This is a genomic window from Marinobacter sp. LV10R510-11A (genome assembly GCF_900215155.1).
GTDB lineage: Bacteria > Pseudomonadota > Gammaproteobacteria > Pseudomonadales > Oleiphilaceae > Marinobacter.
In genome coordinates, this window is the sequence record NZ_LT907980.1 from 3602178 (window position 1) to 3617819 (window position 15642).

Genomic DNA, 15642 nt, shown 5'->3' on the forward strand with positions numbered 1-15642 from the left:
GGTTACTGTCATTATCAAATGTGCCCAGGGCAGATCCTTGTAGATGCTGCACCCGGGCCAAGGCGGTTCAATCAGTTTCCAAGAATGGCCGCAAGTTTCTTCTTGGCATCATCGTTCAGCCAGCTAGACCACGCATCACGATTATTGCTCAGGAAATAGACCGCAGCTTCTTGACCGGATGCGTTGTTGGAGTCCATCCACGCAAGCAGAGCGCTCATGGTTTTCGTTTTGAATGTCATTTTGCTGAGCATCTCAGTTACTTCTGGTTCCCGATCCTTGAAGTCGGTAGTTACAGAGGTAAGGATGGGGGCGGCCGGAAATTCTGACACGCCCGGGTTGTCGGCGTTCTCGTTCTGGTTCCTCTCATGAACCTTCTGGTTGTATTCGCCCAGTTTTACCCGAGTCATGTCATATTTACCGAGCGGCACTGTAGGCCCCCAGTAATAGCCGAACCAGGGTTCTTCATCCTGAACCGCAGAAGCCATCGAGGAAGCCAGAGTTTCACCGGAACCGTGGTTGAAGACCTTAACGCCGGAATCTTCAAGATCTAGGGCGCGGATCAGGTTGTCGCTGACAACTCTGCAGCCCCAACCGACAGGACAGTTGTTGAAACGTGAGCCCACCAGCTCCGGATTCTCCATGATGCCTTCGATCGTTTTCAGCTCAGGGTGTTTTTCCGCCAGATACGTGGGGATCCACCAGCCTTCAATACCGCCGGGATCGAGCACTTTACCGAGCCGTTCAATCTTGCCCTCTTCTTCGAGGCGCAGGTAAGCCTCACCGGCTGAGTTCAGCCACAGTTCGGTGACAATATCCGGCTCGCCGTTTTCCGCAACAGACGTTACCGCAGGGACGGTGTCGGAGGGTATAACCGACACGTCGCAGCCATAGCCCTGTTCCATGATGAATTTTGCTACGTTGGTGACCACTGTATTGGAAGCCCAATTCATTTCTGTGATGGATACTTCACCACAGTTGGCTTGTGCCATAGCGGGCACTGATAGCGCACATAGCAGCGCAGCAGACGTAAGCTTTCGCATAGTCACTTCTCCGTTTGGGGGTTGGTGAATTCTGGTCGAACTGTGTGTTGTCGTTTTTCTGGCACGTGTTGTTTTGGTGCCAGTTGCTTTGCTAGTTGTTCAATTACTGGCAGGAGGTAACCGGAAGAGGCTCTCTGATTTGTGGTTTTCTGACAATACGGGGAATTGGTCAAATCGACTCGTCTCGGTTATCGCGTAGCCTTCAGCATAAGGATCCTGAGCTCAGTTACAAGTTTTTAACGATAATGTGTGATTTCTGAGGGCCCATCGAAACGGCCGAAGGGCTCCTGATCAGTTGCTTGACGCAACCCTTTTTTCGGGGCAATCTCTCGGTAGTTCGATACGCTGAGTAGCCCTGACTTATCCGGAACGGAGCCGATAATAATGAAGATTTTCGAAACAAAAACCGCACCGAATCCTCGCCGCGTGCGTATGTTCATGGCAGAGAAAGGATTGCTGGAGAAAGCCGAATTCGTCGAAATTGATCTGCAGAAGGGGGAGAATCTGACGCCGGAATACGTGGCGCGTAACCCCATGAAGAAAGTGCCGGTTATGGAACTGGATGACGGAACGTGTATTTCCGAGACCATGGCTATTTGCCGTTACTTTGAGGAGAACTATCCCGACGCGCCTACTCTTCTAGGAGATACTCCTGTGGAGAAGGCCTTGATCGAGCAGTGGGTAAGATGGGTTGAGTTCTACTTCTTTATGCCTACCGGCATGTGCTTCCAGCATACCAGTGGCTATTTCAAGGACAGAATGAATCCCATTAAAGAATGGGGTGAGGATTGCGGGCAGAGCGTCAGTAAGTTTATGGCATTCCTCAATGATCACCTTGCCGTTCAGGAATACATTTGTTGCGATCGGTTTACCGCGGCCGACATCAATGCCTTTACTACGGTCGCGTTTGCCCGGGTAGTGAATATCCGCATCCTGCCGGAGCACACCAATCTTCAGGCTTGGTACGACCGCATCAAGACGCGTCCATCTGCGCAAGCTTGATATTGCGAATGCCTCGTGTGCCTGCGGAGTTCTCAGTGAGCCTTGGTGACTGAGGCAATCTGATCAGCTTGTGAGTCATGCTCAGAGTAAGGTGAAGGGATAGCTTCAGCGCGGTTACGGCCGTTTTCTTTGGCTTGGTAAAGAGCGTCATCGGCTCGTTTGATGGCGCTTTCAATGTCATCGCGCGCACGGCAATTAGTGACCCCCAGGCTGATGGTTTGTGGAATGCGGTGTTCGCCTGCAAGCATGGGTTCGTCGGCGAAAGACAAACGGATTTTTTCAGCCACGTGCAGGGCGCCATCCAGATCGGTTTCCGGCAACATCATTAGAATTTCCTCACCGCCCCATCGGCATAAAGCATCTTGCGCGCGCATGTGGCTGCCCAGTCTGCGTGCGGTTTCTTGCAGTACAATATCCCCGATATTGTGGCCATAACGATCGTTCACGTGCTTGAATTTGTCGAGATCCCCAAGTATCAGGCTGTAGCCTGTTCCGTACCTCTGTGCCCGGGCGTGTTCTCTTTCCAACAAATGGTGCGTGGCCCTGCGGTTCAGCAACGCGGTTAGTTGATTGGTGGTTGCCTGCTCTTGGAGCTCCTGGAGCTCCTGCCGGGCCAAAAACTCTCCTGTGCGCAGTTGTCTTAATGCCTCGCTCACCACTATGCCGATGACCATCATAACCAGAGGGTCAAACATAAAAGGCAGTAGCTCGGTAAGAACCAAACCCCGTGCGCGGGCAAAGAGCGCAAAAATCGCCAGAGGCAAGGCAAGCAGTAGCCACCATTCCCTGGGGCCCCGAACCGAGAGAATGGATACCCCCAAAAAGCTGATGACCATGCCATTGGTTATCTGATAAGTGCCGGCAGATTGCCCATTGTAGTGAATCAGAAACAGAGCAAGTATCATGGCCATGATCGAAAGGCCCATGGCCCTGAGAAGGTACCGGCTCTGGCACAAAGGTTTGCCAGCGTAGTGTGATATCAGTGTTACTAGCGCGCAGAGCAAAACAGGTGTGCGTAAACCTAGCTCCGCTAGCCAGAGATCCGGGTGCCAATAGTCTTAATCGTCGGCCAATACAGCAGCAGGCGCAATAACCCCTGCGGGGTAACCATGTCGTGAAAGGAGATAGTATGGAACAAGCATCTCTTAAGTGTGCTTTGGATGCGATTGACAATGCAAACCGTGAAGACCTCAACGAAGGCGTTTTGGCAGGTGAGTCCGTGCCAAGAGAGTATGCCTACAGCTTGCACATGACTCGCTGGCTGTATGAGCTGGAGCCTTCGCCTTCAGGTCGAATGCAGATTGCCTGTCGTGCCCAGCATATTGAACGCTGGAGAATGCCTCGCAGTGATTACCCTGAAGGCCGTAAATCCTATTACGAGTGGCGGCAGGCCTGCGGGCGCATGCATGGTCGCCGGGCCGCTGAGATTATGCAGAGCTGCGGTTATCCAGAGACCGAATGTGAGCGGGTTGAAGTGATTCTGACCAAGCGTGAGCTGCGTAAAGACGCGGACACCCAGCTGTTGGAGGACGTTGCCTGCATGGTGTTTCTGGAAAAATATCTTGCACAATTTTATGCGGATAATGCGGAGTACGATCGGGAGAAGTGGCTGAGAATCATGCGTCGAACCTGGAGCAAAATGTCGCCTCGCGCCCACGAACAAGCCCTGGCGTTATCGGCGAAGCTGCCGGATCATTTGCAGCTGCTGATGCAGGAAGCCTTGGCGGATCCTGGCTGATCCGCCCAAGTTCTGGTTTTCACCCGATTTGGCGCACAGCCACGCTATCGGGGGAAAAACAATTCTTGCAGTTTTTCACCGGGGTTGGCTGCGCGCATAAACGACTCGCCTACCAGAAATCCGTAGATGCCCCGGCCGGTCATGGCTTCTACATCGGCACGGGTCATAATGCCGCTTTCTGTGATGGCCATGCGGTCTGCGCCTATGCGCTGGTGCAGGTCAAACGTGGTATCTAGTGAAACATCGAAGCTGTGCAGGTCGCGGTTATTGATGCCGACCAGTGGGGTTGTAAGCGTTAGCGCGTCGTCCATTTCTTCGCCGTTGTGCACTTCTACCAATACGTCCATTCCAATTTCGTGGGCTATGCCTTCCAGTTCCTGCATCTGGTTTTTAGTAAGGCAGGCTGCGATTAGGAGTATGCAGTCGGCGCCAATGGTGCGGGCCTCGTAGATCTGATACGGCGCCACCATGAAGTCTTTGCGGATAACCGGCAGGCTGCAGGCGTTGCGGGCGGCAACCAGATAGTCTTCGTGGCCCTGGAAAAAGTCATGGTCGGTAAGCACGGACAAGCAGGCAGCGCCTCCCTGTTCGTAGCTTTCGGCGATCTCGGCGGGCTTGAACGGGTCGCGGAGTATGCCTTTACTGGGTGAAGCCTTTTTGATCTCGGCGATAACAGCGGGTGTGCCGGCTTCGATTCGCCGGCGCAGGGCATTAGTAAAGCCACGGGTACCCGGCTGGTCGCCTGCGCGGGCTTTGAGATCCTCGAGGCTTGTGGTGCGCTTGCGGGTTTCAATTTCTTCCCACTTCCTGTCGACGATTTTGCGCAGGATGGTTGGGGTTTTGTCGCTGTGCTTGCTCATCTAGTTCTTTCCTGGCTCAGAAACAGTGGGAAAAGTCAGCCAACTCCGACAGTTTACCGGCAGCCAGTCCAGAGCCCATGGCGTCTAGGGCCATTTCTACGCCCATTTTCGCTGTTGGGGCCAGGCCTGCAATGTAGATGGCGGCGCCGGCATTAAGGGCGATCAAGTCCCGGGCCTTTTCTGCCATTTCGTCGTGGCTGCGACCGAAGGCGGCTTTGATCAGATTTAGGGATTCTTCTGCAGTATCAACAGACAGGCCAACGAGAGTTTGGCTTTTGATGCCCAGCTCTTCCGGGGTGATGTCGTATTCAATGATCTCGCCGTTTTTCAGTTCAGCCACATGGGTGGCGCTAGCCAGGCTTATTTCGTCCAGCCCATCTTTTGAAGCAACCACCATGATGTGTTCGGAGCCGAGTTTTTGCAGCACTTCGGCCATGGGGCGGCAAAGGGCTTTGCTGAACACACCCACTAACTGGTGTTTAACGCCGGCAGGGTTGGTCATGGGGCCGAGGATGTTAAATAGGGTGCGGCAGCCCATCTCTTTGCGCGGGCCGACGGCGTGTTTCATGGCGCCGTGATGGGCCGGGGCGAACATGAAGCCGACGCCAATTTCTTCTACGCAGCGGGCGACTTGTTCCGGTGTGAGGTTGAGGTTAATTCCCGCCTGTTCAATTAGGTCGGCGCTGCCGCTTTTGGATGAAACCGCACGGTTACCATGCTTGGCCACAAAACCGCCGGCGGCCGCTACAACAAAAGCGGCGGCGGAGGAGACGTTGAATAGGTTAGCGCCGTCGCCGCCGGTACCTACTATGTCTACCAGCGGCTCTGCTTTTATCGTTACGCCAGAGACCAGTTCGCGCATGACTTCCACGGCGCCGGTAATCTCATCAACGGTTTCACTTTTTGTGCGCAGGCCCATCAGCAGGGCGCCAATTTGGGCGTCGGTGGCTTCGCCGTTCATCACGGTGCGCATCACGCTTTTCATCTCTTCCCGGGACATGTCTAGGTTTTCGGCGACCCGGTTCAGTGCGTCTTTCATGTTCATTGGTTTCGCCTTTTTATTGGGTTCGCAGGAAGTTGCGCAGCAGTTCGTGGCCCTGTTCGCTCATGATCGATTCCGGGTGAAACTGCACCCCTTCGATGGCCAGGGTTTTGTGGCGCACGCCCATGATTTCTTCTACGCTGCCGTCGCTGTTGCGAGTCCAGGCGGTCATTTCCAGGCATTCCGGCAGGCTGGCCTGTTCAATCACCAGGCTGTGATAGCGGGTTGCCTGTAGTGGGTTGTTGAGGCCGCGGAACACGCCGTTGCTGTTGTGGTACACCGGTGACACTTTGCCGTGCATCACTCGCCCGGCGCGGATGATGCTTCCGCCAAACACCTGGCCGATGGCCTGGTGGCCTAGGCAAACGCCGAGTATGGGGACCTTACCGGCAAAGTGACGGATGACCTCCATGGAAACCCCGGCCTCATTCGGTGTGCAGGGGCCGGGCGAGATCACCAGCCGTTCGGGATTCAGGGCCTCGATCTGTTCCACGGTGATTTCGTCGTTGCGGTGCACCTGCACATCGGCGCCCAGCTCCGCGAGATACTGCACCACGTTGTAGGTGAAGGAATCGTAGTTATCCAGCATTAATAGCATGATATTTCCCTCGCCTCAGTGGTCAAAATCGTTGTAGGTCATGGCCACTGCGCGAAAGATGGCGCGGCCCTTGTTCATGGTTTCTTTCCACTCAAGGCGAGGTACAGAGTCGGCGACTATGCCCGCGCCGGCCTGGACGTGCAGGGTTTTGTCCTTGATCACGGCGGTGCGGATGGCAATGGCGGTGTCCATGTTGCCGTTGAACGAGAGGTAGCCAACTGCGCCGCCGTACACGCCACGCTTCACCGGCTCAAGTTCGTCAATGATTTCCATAGCCCGGGTTTTCGGTGCGCCGCTCAGCGTGCCAGCGGGCAGGGTGGCCTTGAGCACATCGAGACAACTGATGCCGTCTTTTACTTGGCCGGTTACGTTGGACACTATGTGCATCACGTGGGAGTACCGTTCAACTGCCATTCTCTCGGTCAGCCGCACGGTGCCGGTTTCGGAAACGCGCCCGGCGTCGTTGCGGCCCAGATCAATCAGCATCAGGTGCTCGGCGATTTCTTTCGGGTCAGCCAGCAGCTCGGCTTCCAGAGCGCGGTCTTCGGCCTCGGTGGCGCCGCGTTTGCGCGTGCCGGCGATGGGGCGAACGGTCACCTCGCGGTCTTCCATGCGCGCCAGGATTTCCGGCGACGAACCGACAATGTGAAAATCGTCCAGATCCAGAAAGTACATGTACGGCGAAGGGTTCAACACCCGCAGCGAGCGGTACAGGTTCAGAGGTGGAGCCTCAAACGGAATCGACATGCGCTGGGAAATGACGGTTTGCATCACGTCGCCATCCAGCACGTAGTCTTTGATTTTGTCGACCGCCGCTTCGAACTTTTCCTGGCTGAAGCCAGACACAAACTCGCTTTCATCTACCGTTTTGCCGCGTAGGTGCGCCGGTGTTTTCGGGGTGTTGGCGGTTTGTCGGTGCAGTTTCTGCTCGAGTTCGTCGAGTCTTAGTTGGGCCTGCTCGTAGCCGCCTTCATCGGCTGGGTCTACGTGCACGATCAGGTGCAGCTTGCCACGGAGGTTGTCGAACACCACCAGTTCATTGGACACCATCAGCAGTATGTCGGGCGTGCCAATGCGATCTGGGGGGCAGCTGGTTGCAAGGCGCTTCTCGATGTAGCGCACGGTGTCGTAACCAAAGTAGCCCACTAGGCCACCGTTGAAGCGTGGAAGCTCTTCCAGATCGGGGGCGTTGAAGCGTTCCTGGTAGCTGGCAACGAACGCCAGCGGGTCGTCCACCTCGGCGCTTTCTAGCAATTCGCCCTGGCGGTCGATCAGCTCACCATGTCGGCGAATCTCAACACGGTGATCAAATACTTTGAGTACTTCTTGGCTGGGCAGACCGATGATGGAGTAGCGGCCCCATTTTTCACCACCCTGCACCGATTCAAACAGGTAGGAGTATGGCCCGCTGGCCAGTTTGAGATAGGTGCTTAAAGGGGTGTCCATGTCCGCGAGTACTTCACGATACACGGGGATACGATTGAAGCCAGCCTGTGCCAGCTTGTGGAATTGTTCGGAAGTCATGATCGGGTTCCCTGAAATCTGATCTGCGTTCGAGCAGGCGAATGGGTATTTTGGCCGAGCTGAGTGTTTTCAGCCGGTACGCCATCGCCACCATCGCGTTGCGCGGGTTGTGGGGATGCCTCGCGCTGTAGTCAGATTCAGTCCCTGCACGGCAGGAATCTCCCGAATTGGATAATTTAAAAAACCTCAAGACCTGAGAGGTTACAAAAGCTCGCTCAGGGAATCAACCACAGCGTCTGCTCCCAGTGCCTGCACCGAGCGGCCAAAGTTATAGCCATAGGTGACGGCCACGCAGGGAATGCCCGCTGCCTGGGCGGCACTAACGTCTGCTGCAGAATCGCCAATCATCACTGTGGTTCCGCGACTGCCATGAAGAGCCTCCATGGCGTGAAGTAATGGCTCGGGATCCGGTTTTTTTGTGCTTAGGGTGTCACCACCCACAATCAGTTGGAAATGATGCTCAATGCCCATCTGCTCAAGCAGAGGCGTCACAAACTGTTCAGGCTTATTGGTCACCACGGCCATGCGACAGCCACGTTCATTCAATGTCTCAAGGCAGGCTTCAACACCTGGGTAAACCACCGCATGCTGGCCGTTAAGCTCCTGGTAGTTGTTGAAAAACAAGGCTAGGGCATCATTAAATAAAGCGTCGTCTGCGGCGCTTGCAGGTTCCCAGTCGGCTTTGCCAGCCAGTGCGCGCCGCATCAGTATGGGCGAGCCGTTGCCCACCCATTTGCGAACCTGTTCAATGCCGGCCGGTTTGCGCCCGAGCTGTTCAAGGGTGCGGTCAACAGCCGCTGCTAAATCCGGCGCGCTGTCTACCAGAGTGCCATCGAGATCAAACAGCGCAACCCCCGGCCAGCGGGCGTTAAACAGACCGGCCAGGCTCATTGGCCCGACACCGTGTGGCCCAGCGCCGTGCTGGCGTGTTCCAATTCTAGGCGCATGGCATCGATGGTGGCTTTGTAGTCATCCGTGTTGAAGATAGCCGAGCCTGCAACAAAGGTGTCTGCACCGGCTTCGGCAATTTCACGAATGTTGTCGGTTTTCACGCCGCCATCGATTTCCAACCGAATGTTGTAGTTACTGGCATCAATGCGCTTACGGGCTTCCCGCAGCTTGTCCAGGGTGCCGGGAATGAACTTTTGGCCACCGAAGCCTGGGTTGACCGACATCATCAGTACCATGTCGAGCTTGTCCATCACGTGATCCATGTGGTGCAACGGGGTGGCCGGGTTGAACACCAAGCCGGCCTTGCAGCCGCCCTCGCGAATCAGCTGCAGGGAGCGATCAATATGCTGGGATGCCTCCGGGTGGAAAGTGATATAGCTGGCACCGGCGTCAATGAACATGCGAATCAGGTCATCGACCGGCGATACCATCAGGTGTACGTCAATGGGGGCGGTAACGCCGTGCTTGCGCAATGCTTCACAAATCATCGGCCCGATGGTCAGGTTAGGCACATAATGGTTGTCCATAACGTCAAAATGCACCACGTCTGCGCCGGCGGCAAGAACGTTATCCACTTCTTCACCCAGGCGGGCAAAATCAGCAGATAGAATAGATGGGGCAATCAGGTAAGGATTCATGACGGCTCTCGCAAACAATTGGCAGTGATTGATATTAATGACAGTCTAACAGCACAACAGCGTGTTTTCGTAGCCAGAGGAGCAGGAACTGTGCGCCGATTCAGAACAATAAGCCGCAGCGGCTACCGCAGTGATGTTTGCGGGTGGCTAGTGATTGCCCTACTGACGGGCGGCGTGCTACCCACATGCGCATACGCCCAGAACAAAGACGAATCTCCAGAACCCGCTCAAGTGCCGACGGGGGAAGTGCGAGGCGCTGTAACGTCTGGGCTGGGCGAGCGGAAGCTTAGCCAGAGCTTTCCGGATGCCGCACTGTGGCTTGATCTTGCGGATGGCGCCCGCACCTTGGCGCTGCTTTGGCCCGAGCGTGAAGCGCCTGCCCGGGGCGGGCTGCTCATTCTGGCAGATGAGGGTGGAAACCCAGAGTCAGGGCTGACGGGTGCTCTCGCTCGAGAGCTGGCACATCGAAACTTTGCTGTACTTACTCTGGGTCTGGAATCGCCACCGTTGGCCATTGAGCGAATTCTGGAGCGCCCCGTCACGAAACCCGGATTAGACACGGAGCCATACGAGCGGGGCCCAGAAGCTACCAGTCCTGCCACAATTGACGTGCTGGCCTCTGATGCTGTGGATGAACTGGAAGTAGCCTATCGCTCCCGTATCCGCGAGCAGCTAGTGGCAGGTGTTGCCGCCCTAAAGGCGCGTGACTATGAACTCGTTGCCGTGGTGGGGATTGGGCGTGGTAGCAATCATATTGTGTTATACGCGGCAGAGTTGGGTGGGTCTCCGGCCCTAATTTGGGTAGCCCCGAAGCTATACCCCCAGGACTCCGAAAAATTGGCGGTGGCATTAGAGGGGGCGTCGGTACCGCGCATTCTGGAGCTTTCATCATCCGATGAGCGCGAACAGCGTAGAGCGGGCCTGAAGCGGGCTAGAGTCGAAGGCTTCAGTCTCCAGCTTATGGGCTCGGGTGATTTGTTGTCGCCGCGAAACGGGAAGACTCTGGCGGGAAGAATTTCAGCTTGGCTCAACCCAAAATAGGTGGGCAAGCGTCAGTTTAGATTGTGGTGTCGCTTGATAAGTTCCCAGGCGTGCTGGTAGCGCAATAGAGTTTCTTTGGCGACCGCTCTTTGGGCTGGGCTGAGGTGCTGCTGCGCTAGCTTGTCTGGGTGGCACTCAGACACTTTTTTCCGATATGTGCGTTTGATAACTGCCAGAGAGTCCCGTCGGGTTGCGCCAAACAGGGCACAGGCTTGCTCAAGATTTACAGGCATTGCAGGTAGGTCACTGGTGTCGCCCCATACTCTGGCGGCGTAGCTGTCAAAAATGTCTTCGCTGATTGTAACGGGAAGCCCAGTTTGGTCAATGACATCCTCGCAGCGGTAAAGGCGAGACTTATTGGGTCGGCCTTTTAGCTGGGCGGCGTGGCACAGGCAGATGGCGACTTTCAGGGCTGGGGAAGGCCTAGTGCCGTGGCTCAACCTTAACGTGAGCCCGCATAACGGCGGAAGCGTGTCTGATGTTTTGCCACGCTCGAAATTTCGTATGGCTTTGCGTCGCTGTCGTTTTGACAGCTTGAGCGCTGTGATGAGACTTTCGGCAAAGCCGATGTCCTGTTCAGACACTCGCCCTTCGGCTTTGGCTATGTAGCCCAAAAAGAAAAACAGTGGGCGCCGACACCACCAGGGTAGTCTCGTATGGCCGATCAGCGTATGTGCGCGGTGGTCAGCGGCAGAGAGCTTCTGTAGGAGATCTGAGAAAGCGGCCTCCATGCGCGGCGGCAGGCTTGGGTGCGCGGTGTGGGTCGCCATAGCCCTAAGGCTCCTGAGTGGCTAATTGCTGGTCCAGCGCCCGCAGCTGTTCCGGTGTTCCTACATCCACCCAGAGACCGCGGTGGTGCAGCCCGGCTACCCGGCCTCCGCTCATGGCCTCCCGCAGCACAGGCCCGAGCTTTCCGGCCTGGTCCGTTAGTCCTTCAAACAGCCTTCGGTGCAGAAGGCTAATGCCGGCAAAAGTCAGCTTCTCGCCCTCTTTAAACGCACACTCCTCAGAGAGCATGCCGTTGCCTTTCAAGCAAAAATCGCCATGGCGATTGTGGGAGGGGTTGTCTGCCAACACCAGAATGGCATCGACGGCAGGCTGTTCGCCGGCTGCCGGTGGTTGAAGCCGGGTAAGGTCAAAATCAGCCCAAACATCACCGTTGATAACCATAAACCAGTCGGTGTCAGGGCACGAAAGCAACGGTAGGGCGCGGACAATACCGCCTGCGGTCTCCAGCGGTTCGCCTTCGCGTGAGTAGTGCAGCGAAAGCCCGAACCGCTCGCCATCGCCTAAGGTGTATTCAATCTGTTCTCCAAGCCACGCGTGGTTGATGACCACATCCCGAAAGCCGGCACGGTGAAGGCGCTCCAGGTGGTATTCAATAAGCGGTTTGCCGCCGGCACTAAGCAGGGGCTTGGGGGTGGTAAGCGTTAGTGGCCGCATGCGCTCCCCCTTTCCTGCGGCAAGAATCATCGCTTTCACGGTGCCACATGCTCCTGGCCCGGAACGGGACCGATTAGTTCTTCAATCCGGGGTACCGCAACCGCCGTCAGCCACTCATGGAAATGTCGCAACGCTGGCTGCCGTTTGCTGGCGCCAAGCAGGTAACTCACCGTACGGGGAATGTCCTCCAAATAGCGCGGTTTGTGATCCCGCATGGCGAGTCTGGCAAAAATACCCGCAGCTTTCAGATGGCGCTGCATGCCCATGAGCTCAAACCATTGGCGGAACGTGTCGCTATCGGCACGGTGTAGGCCTGCTGCCAAGGTTTGCTCGCGGAAGGTCTCTAGCCATTCGCCAATCTGCTCTTCGGGCCATTGAATGTAGCAATCCTTGAGCAACGAGACGGCATCGTAGGTAACCGGCCCGGCTACTGCATCCTGAAAATCGATAACGCCGGGGCGACTGCTGTGTTCCCGCATCAGCAAGTTCCGTGAGTGATAGTCCCGGTGTACGGTAACGCTGGGCTGGGCCAGAGCGTTCTCACGAAGCAGTGCGAAGGTGGTGTCGAGCATGGACTTTTCGATGTTATTTAGCTCCAGTCCAAGGTAGCCTTCCAACAGCCAATCCCGGAACAGCGCCATTTCGCGATTCAGCAAGGCGGTGTCGTAGGCAGGCAGTGGATGCTCAGGCGTTGCGGGCAACTGCTGAATAATAACGAGCTCGTCCAATGCGCTTTGGTAGAGCGTGTTGGCGGTGCTGGGGCTAAGCTGGCTTAGCATTAGCTGGTCGCCGAAGTCTTCCAGCAGCAAAAAGCCGCGCACAGGATCGGCTTCAAAAATCTGTGGAACGGCAATCCCTGCTTGATGCCAGTGCCTGCCAATCGTTACGAATGGCCCGCAGTCCTCCTTCTCCGGAGGCGAATCCATAACAATGAACGGTTTGGCGGGCAGGGTATTGTTGTCGCTGGCCGCTTTGAAAACCCGGAAATAACGCCGGAAACTAGCGTCGCCAGAAACGGGGTGGGCATCGGCATTTTCAAAGCCGGAAAACTGTCTGACCCAGGTGGTCAGCATTTGCAGGCGGTTGTCCATAGCTCGGGCGCTTATCCTGAAGTAATGAGTGAGCTTAGAGCAAAAGTTAGTCGTTGAGTATAAAGAGGGTAAAACGGTTTTGCAGCGGAGTTTCGCTCATCAGGCTCCGTTTCCGTTAACAAGCTTCAGGGGCACGTGTAAACTAGGCCGCTGTCATTTGTGTATTTGTGCCCCGTCGCGCTATCCACAGTCCTTTATGCACCTGGAACAGGAACCTTGCTACCGTGCCAATGTCCGACAGCTATCTGCAGGCGCATAAAGGCACGTTGCAGCGCCGGTTTGCGAGCCTGCTTGTGGGGTTTTCCCTGATGTCGGGCGCCAGCTTTTCCGTTGCTGAAGAGGCGCCATCTGCAGCCGAGCTAGACTGGCGCCCGAAAAACCAGCTTCCGGAGTCCGTCAGGAATTCGCTGCCGGCATTTTGCGCAGGCGGTTATATGCCATCAGGCGCCGCAGATAACGATTCTGGTGCTTTTGGTGAAGGAACTGACGCAGTTGAGAGCGCTGGCAAGGATATTCCTTTGCAGGTCAGTGGTCTGAATGCTCGTTACGAAATCGACCAGGAGCTATATCTTGAGGGCGATGTTCGGCTGCGCCAGGGCAACTTTCAGGTAACCGGCTCTGAGGTGCGCTATAGCCAGAGCACTGGCCAGGTCGCCATTCAGGGGCCGCTGGTAAGTCGCGGTGACGGTTTTTTGCTGACCGGTGAGCGTGCCGAATACAGTGTTGATTCCGGGCGTTTTGATATCAATACCGCGACCTTTCTTTTACATGGCCCAGAAATGCGGGGCAGTGCCGGCAGCCTCTCGCGAGTGGATGCGACTACCGTAGAAATCCGCGACGGCACACTCACCACCTGTGGCCCGCAACAGAACGACTGGGCGATAGTTGCGTCTAATATCAAGCTGGATCAGGCGCAAGGCTTCGGAACGGCAAAACATGTTCGCCTCGAGGTTTTAGATGTACCGGTGTTCTACTGGCCTTATGCCAGCTTTCCTATAGACGATCGACGCAAGACTGGCTTCCTATACCCACAGTTCGGATCTTCCAGTGCCGGCAGTGGTGCATTCTTCGCAGTACCCTATTACCTGAACCTGGCCCCCCATTACGATGCCACGATCACGCCCCAGTACATTCATGGCCGTGGTCTGTTCAATGAAGTGGAGGGCCGGCACCTCAGCCCGTGGGGAGAAACGACGCTACAGCTAGGTTACATTGATAACGATTCGGCCTACGCCGACGACAATTCCGGTGAATCTGGACAACGCTGGGCCTTGGATGCGTCTACCCGGGCCGCCCTGGGTGCTGGCTGGAATGGCTATGGTGATTTTTCAGTGGTCAGTGATGAGGACTACCTTAGCGACCTGAACCGAAGCCTGGAAATTAACCAGGCCACACACCTGCAGCGTAGAGGGGGCGTGCGCTATCAAGACACGAACCAGTATTTAGATGTGTATGTGAATGACTACCAAACGGTCAGCAACCGAATTACAGAGGTGAACAAACCTTACGCCCAATTACCAGAAGCCATTTACGCTGGAGCCGCCGACGCTGGCTGGTTTGAGGCAGGCTTGGAGAGCCAGTACACCTGGTTCTACCGAGACAATGGCTCATTAACCGGGCTCGACAAAGCCAACGGCCAGCGCTTCCGTGCACGTCCCGAGCTGGCTCTGCCGATGCGGGCCTTGTGGGGGTTCAGTCGCCCGTCGGTCAGCCTCGATTACACGCGTTATGAGCTGGACGATTACAGTGCCGGAGACGGCAGGTTTGATCGCACGGTTCCCGTAGTGGAATGGGATAACGGTCTGTACTTTGATCGCCAGTCGAGCCTATTCGATGTGCCTTACAACCAGACCTTCGAGCCCCGCCTTTACTACGCTTGGACCGATGCGGAAGCAGATCAGAACGACATACCGGCGTTTGATACAGCCCTGCAAACCTTTCGTTTTGAGCAGCTGTTCCGGCCGGATCGCTTTGTCGGCGGCGACCGGGTGGGCGATGCCAACCAGCTGACCGTGGCCTTGACCAGCCGATTCAATGATCTGTTGACCGGTGCTGAGCGAGCCCGCTTCAGTATTGGCCAGGTTCAGTATTTCGACGATCGCGAGGTTACGTTGTTCGGTGAAGGCGGCGGCAATCGCAGCCGCTCGCCGTTGGCCGGGGAAGTGGTGCTTAACCCGTTACAAAATCTGCAAATCCGGTCTTCTGGGCTATGGGATCCGGATACCGGCGATACCGAAGAGGGCCGCAGCCAGTTGGTTTTCCACAGCGAAGATTACCGGTATCTAGCCAGTGTTGGTCATACTTACAGCAAGGGCGAGTTAGAACAGTCTGATATTGCGGCGGTTATCCCAGCAACAGACCGTGTTAGTCTGATCGGCCGCTGGGTGTACGATTCGGATCTGGATCGTACCGTAGGATCCCTTGCCGGGATTGAGTACAACAATTGCTGTTGGAGCGTTCAGGTGGTTCACCAGAATTATCTGACCGACGATCAGGAGCTGGACAGCCGCGTGCTATTCCAGATTCAGCTCAAAGGCCTGGGCGGTAGCGGAGGTTCGTCAACGTCGATCTCCGAGGCCATTTACGGTTTTGATGAGCGCGAACGACGCCGTTTTGGAACTCCCTAACTGGAGCGCCCTAATCCGTACCCCCTGACGGCAACCGTGCCATTCCG

15 protein-coding genes are annotated in these 15642 nt (G+C 56.0%); 4 read left to right on the top strand and 11 right to left on the bottom strand.

Annotated elements, in window-relative coordinates; all coding sequences use genetic code 11:
* Positions 1 to 71: 71 nt before the first annotated feature.
* Positions 72 to 1040, bottom strand: a complete 969-nt coding sequence (locus CPH80_RS17335; RefSeq protein WP_096279797.1) for an ABC transporter substrate-binding protein — start codon at positions 1038 to 1040, stop codon at positions 72 to 74.
* A gap of 384 nt (positions 1041 to 1424) precedes the next feature.
* Between CPH80_RS17335 and CPH80_RS17340 the strand changes: the two genes are divergently transcribed.
* A complete protein-coding gene (locus CPH80_RS17340; RefSeq protein ID WP_096279799.1) occupies positions 1425 to 2042 on the top strand; it encodes a glutathione S-transferase family protein in 618 nt (205 codons plus the stop codon).
* Positions 2043 to 2074: 32 nt separating this feature from the next.
* Here CPH80_RS17340 and CPH80_RS17345 read toward each other — a convergent pair whose 3' ends face one another.
* Positions 2075 to 2953 carry a GGDEF domain-containing protein gene (locus CPH80_RS17345; RefSeq protein ID WP_157746912.1) on the bottom strand — a complete coding sequence of 293 codons (879 nt, stop codon included), beginning with the start codon at positions 2951 to 2953 and terminating at the stop codon, positions 2075 to 2077.
* Positions 2954 to 3171: 218 nt separating this feature from the next.
* Here CPH80_RS17345 and CPH80_RS17350 point away from each other — a divergent pair, with 218 nt between their 5' ends.
* Positions 3172 to 3780, top strand: coding sequence for a DUF4202 domain-containing protein (locus CPH80_RS17350; protein ID WP_096279803.1), 609 nt, complete (start codon positions 3172 to 3174; stop codon positions 3778 to 3780).
* Between the two features lie 44 nt (positions 3781 to 3824).
* Here the strand turns inward: CPH80_RS17350 and trpC are convergent, their stop codons facing one another.
* The 6 genes from trpC to rpe form a co-directional block, all read right to left on the bottom strand.
* Positions 3825 to 4640, bottom strand: coding sequence for an indole-3-glycerol phosphate synthase TrpC (gene trpC, locus CPH80_RS17355; RefSeq protein ID WP_096279805.1), 816 nt, complete (start codon positions 4638 to 4640; stop codon positions 3825 to 3827).
* A 16-nt stretch (positions 4641 to 4656) separates the two neighbouring features.
* Positions 4657 to 5685, bottom strand: a complete 1029-nt coding sequence (trpD, locus tag CPH80_RS17360) for an anthranilate phosphoribosyltransferase (protein WP_096279807.1) — start codon at positions 5683 to 5685, stop codon at positions 4657 to 4659.
* Positions 5686 to 5698: 13 nt separating this feature from the next.
* On the bottom strand, positions 5699 to 6280 hold the full coding sequence (locus CPH80_RS17365) for an anthranilate synthase component II (protein WP_096279809.1): 582 nt from the start codon (positions 6278 to 6280) through the stop codon (positions 5699 to 5701).
* Positions 6281 to 6295: 15 nt separating this feature from the next.
* Entirely contained in the window at positions 6296 to 7804 is a 1509-nt protein-coding gene (gene trpE, locus CPH80_RS17370) for an anthranilate synthase component I (protein WP_096279811.1), read from the bottom strand.
* A gap of 201 nt (positions 7805 to 8005) precedes the next feature.
* Positions 8006 to 8695, bottom strand: coding sequence for a phosphoglycolate phosphatase (locus CPH80_RS17375; RefSeq protein ID WP_096279812.1), 690 nt, complete (start codon positions 8693 to 8695; stop codon positions 8006 to 8008).
* A complete protein-coding gene (gene rpe, locus CPH80_RS17380) occupies positions 8692 to 9393 on the bottom strand; it encodes a ribulose-phosphate 3-epimerase (protein ID WP_096279814.1) in 702 nt (233 codons plus the stop codon). Before rpe ends, CPH80_RS17375 begins: the two co-directional genes overlap by 4 nt.
* A 90-nt stretch (positions 9394 to 9483) precedes the next feature.
* Here rpe and CPH80_RS17385 point away from each other — a divergent pair, with 90 nt between their 5' ends.
* Complete coding sequence (locus tag CPH80_RS17385) at positions 9484 to 10434, top strand: DUF3530 family protein (RefSeq protein WP_157746913.1); 951 nt, start codon at positions 9484 to 9486, stop codon at positions 10432 to 10434.
* 11 nt (positions 10435 to 10445) lie between these two features.
* Here the strand turns inward: CPH80_RS17385 and CPH80_RS17390 are convergent, their stop codons facing one another.
* The 3 genes from CPH80_RS17390 to CPH80_RS17400 are packed head-to-tail and all read right to left on the bottom strand — an operon-like array spanning position 10446 to position 12968.
* Positions 10446 to 11204 carry a molecular chaperone DjlA gene (locus tag CPH80_RS17390; protein ID WP_096279818.1) on the bottom strand — a complete coding sequence of 253 codons (759 nt, stop codon included), beginning with the start codon at positions 11202 to 11204 and terminating at the stop codon, positions 10446 to 10448.
* Positions 11205 to 11208: 4 nt separating this feature from the next.
* Positions 11209 to 11916 (bottom strand): N-acetylmuramate alpha-1-phosphate uridylyltransferase MurU, encoded by a 708-nt coding sequence (murU, locus tag CPH80_RS17395; RefSeq protein WP_096279820.1) that lies wholly within the window; start codon positions 11914 to 11916, stop codon positions 11209 to 11211.
* Positions 11913 to 12968 carry an aminoglycoside phosphotransferase family protein gene (locus CPH80_RS17400; protein ID WP_096279822.1) on the bottom strand — a complete coding sequence of 352 codons (1056 nt, stop codon included), beginning with the start codon at positions 12966 to 12968 and terminating at the stop codon, positions 11913 to 11915. Before CPH80_RS17400 ends, murU begins: the two co-directional genes overlap by 4 nt.
* A gap of 230 nt (positions 12969 to 13198) precedes the next feature.
* On the opposite strand from CPH80_RS17400, the gene CPH80_RS17405 reads away from it, so the two are divergent.
* Positions 13199 to 15595 (top strand): LPS-assembly protein LptD, encoded by a 2397-nt coding sequence (locus CPH80_RS17405; protein WP_096279824.1) that lies wholly within the window; start codon positions 13199 to 13201, stop codon positions 15593 to 15595.
* Positions 15596 to 15642 lie beyond the last annotated feature (47 nt).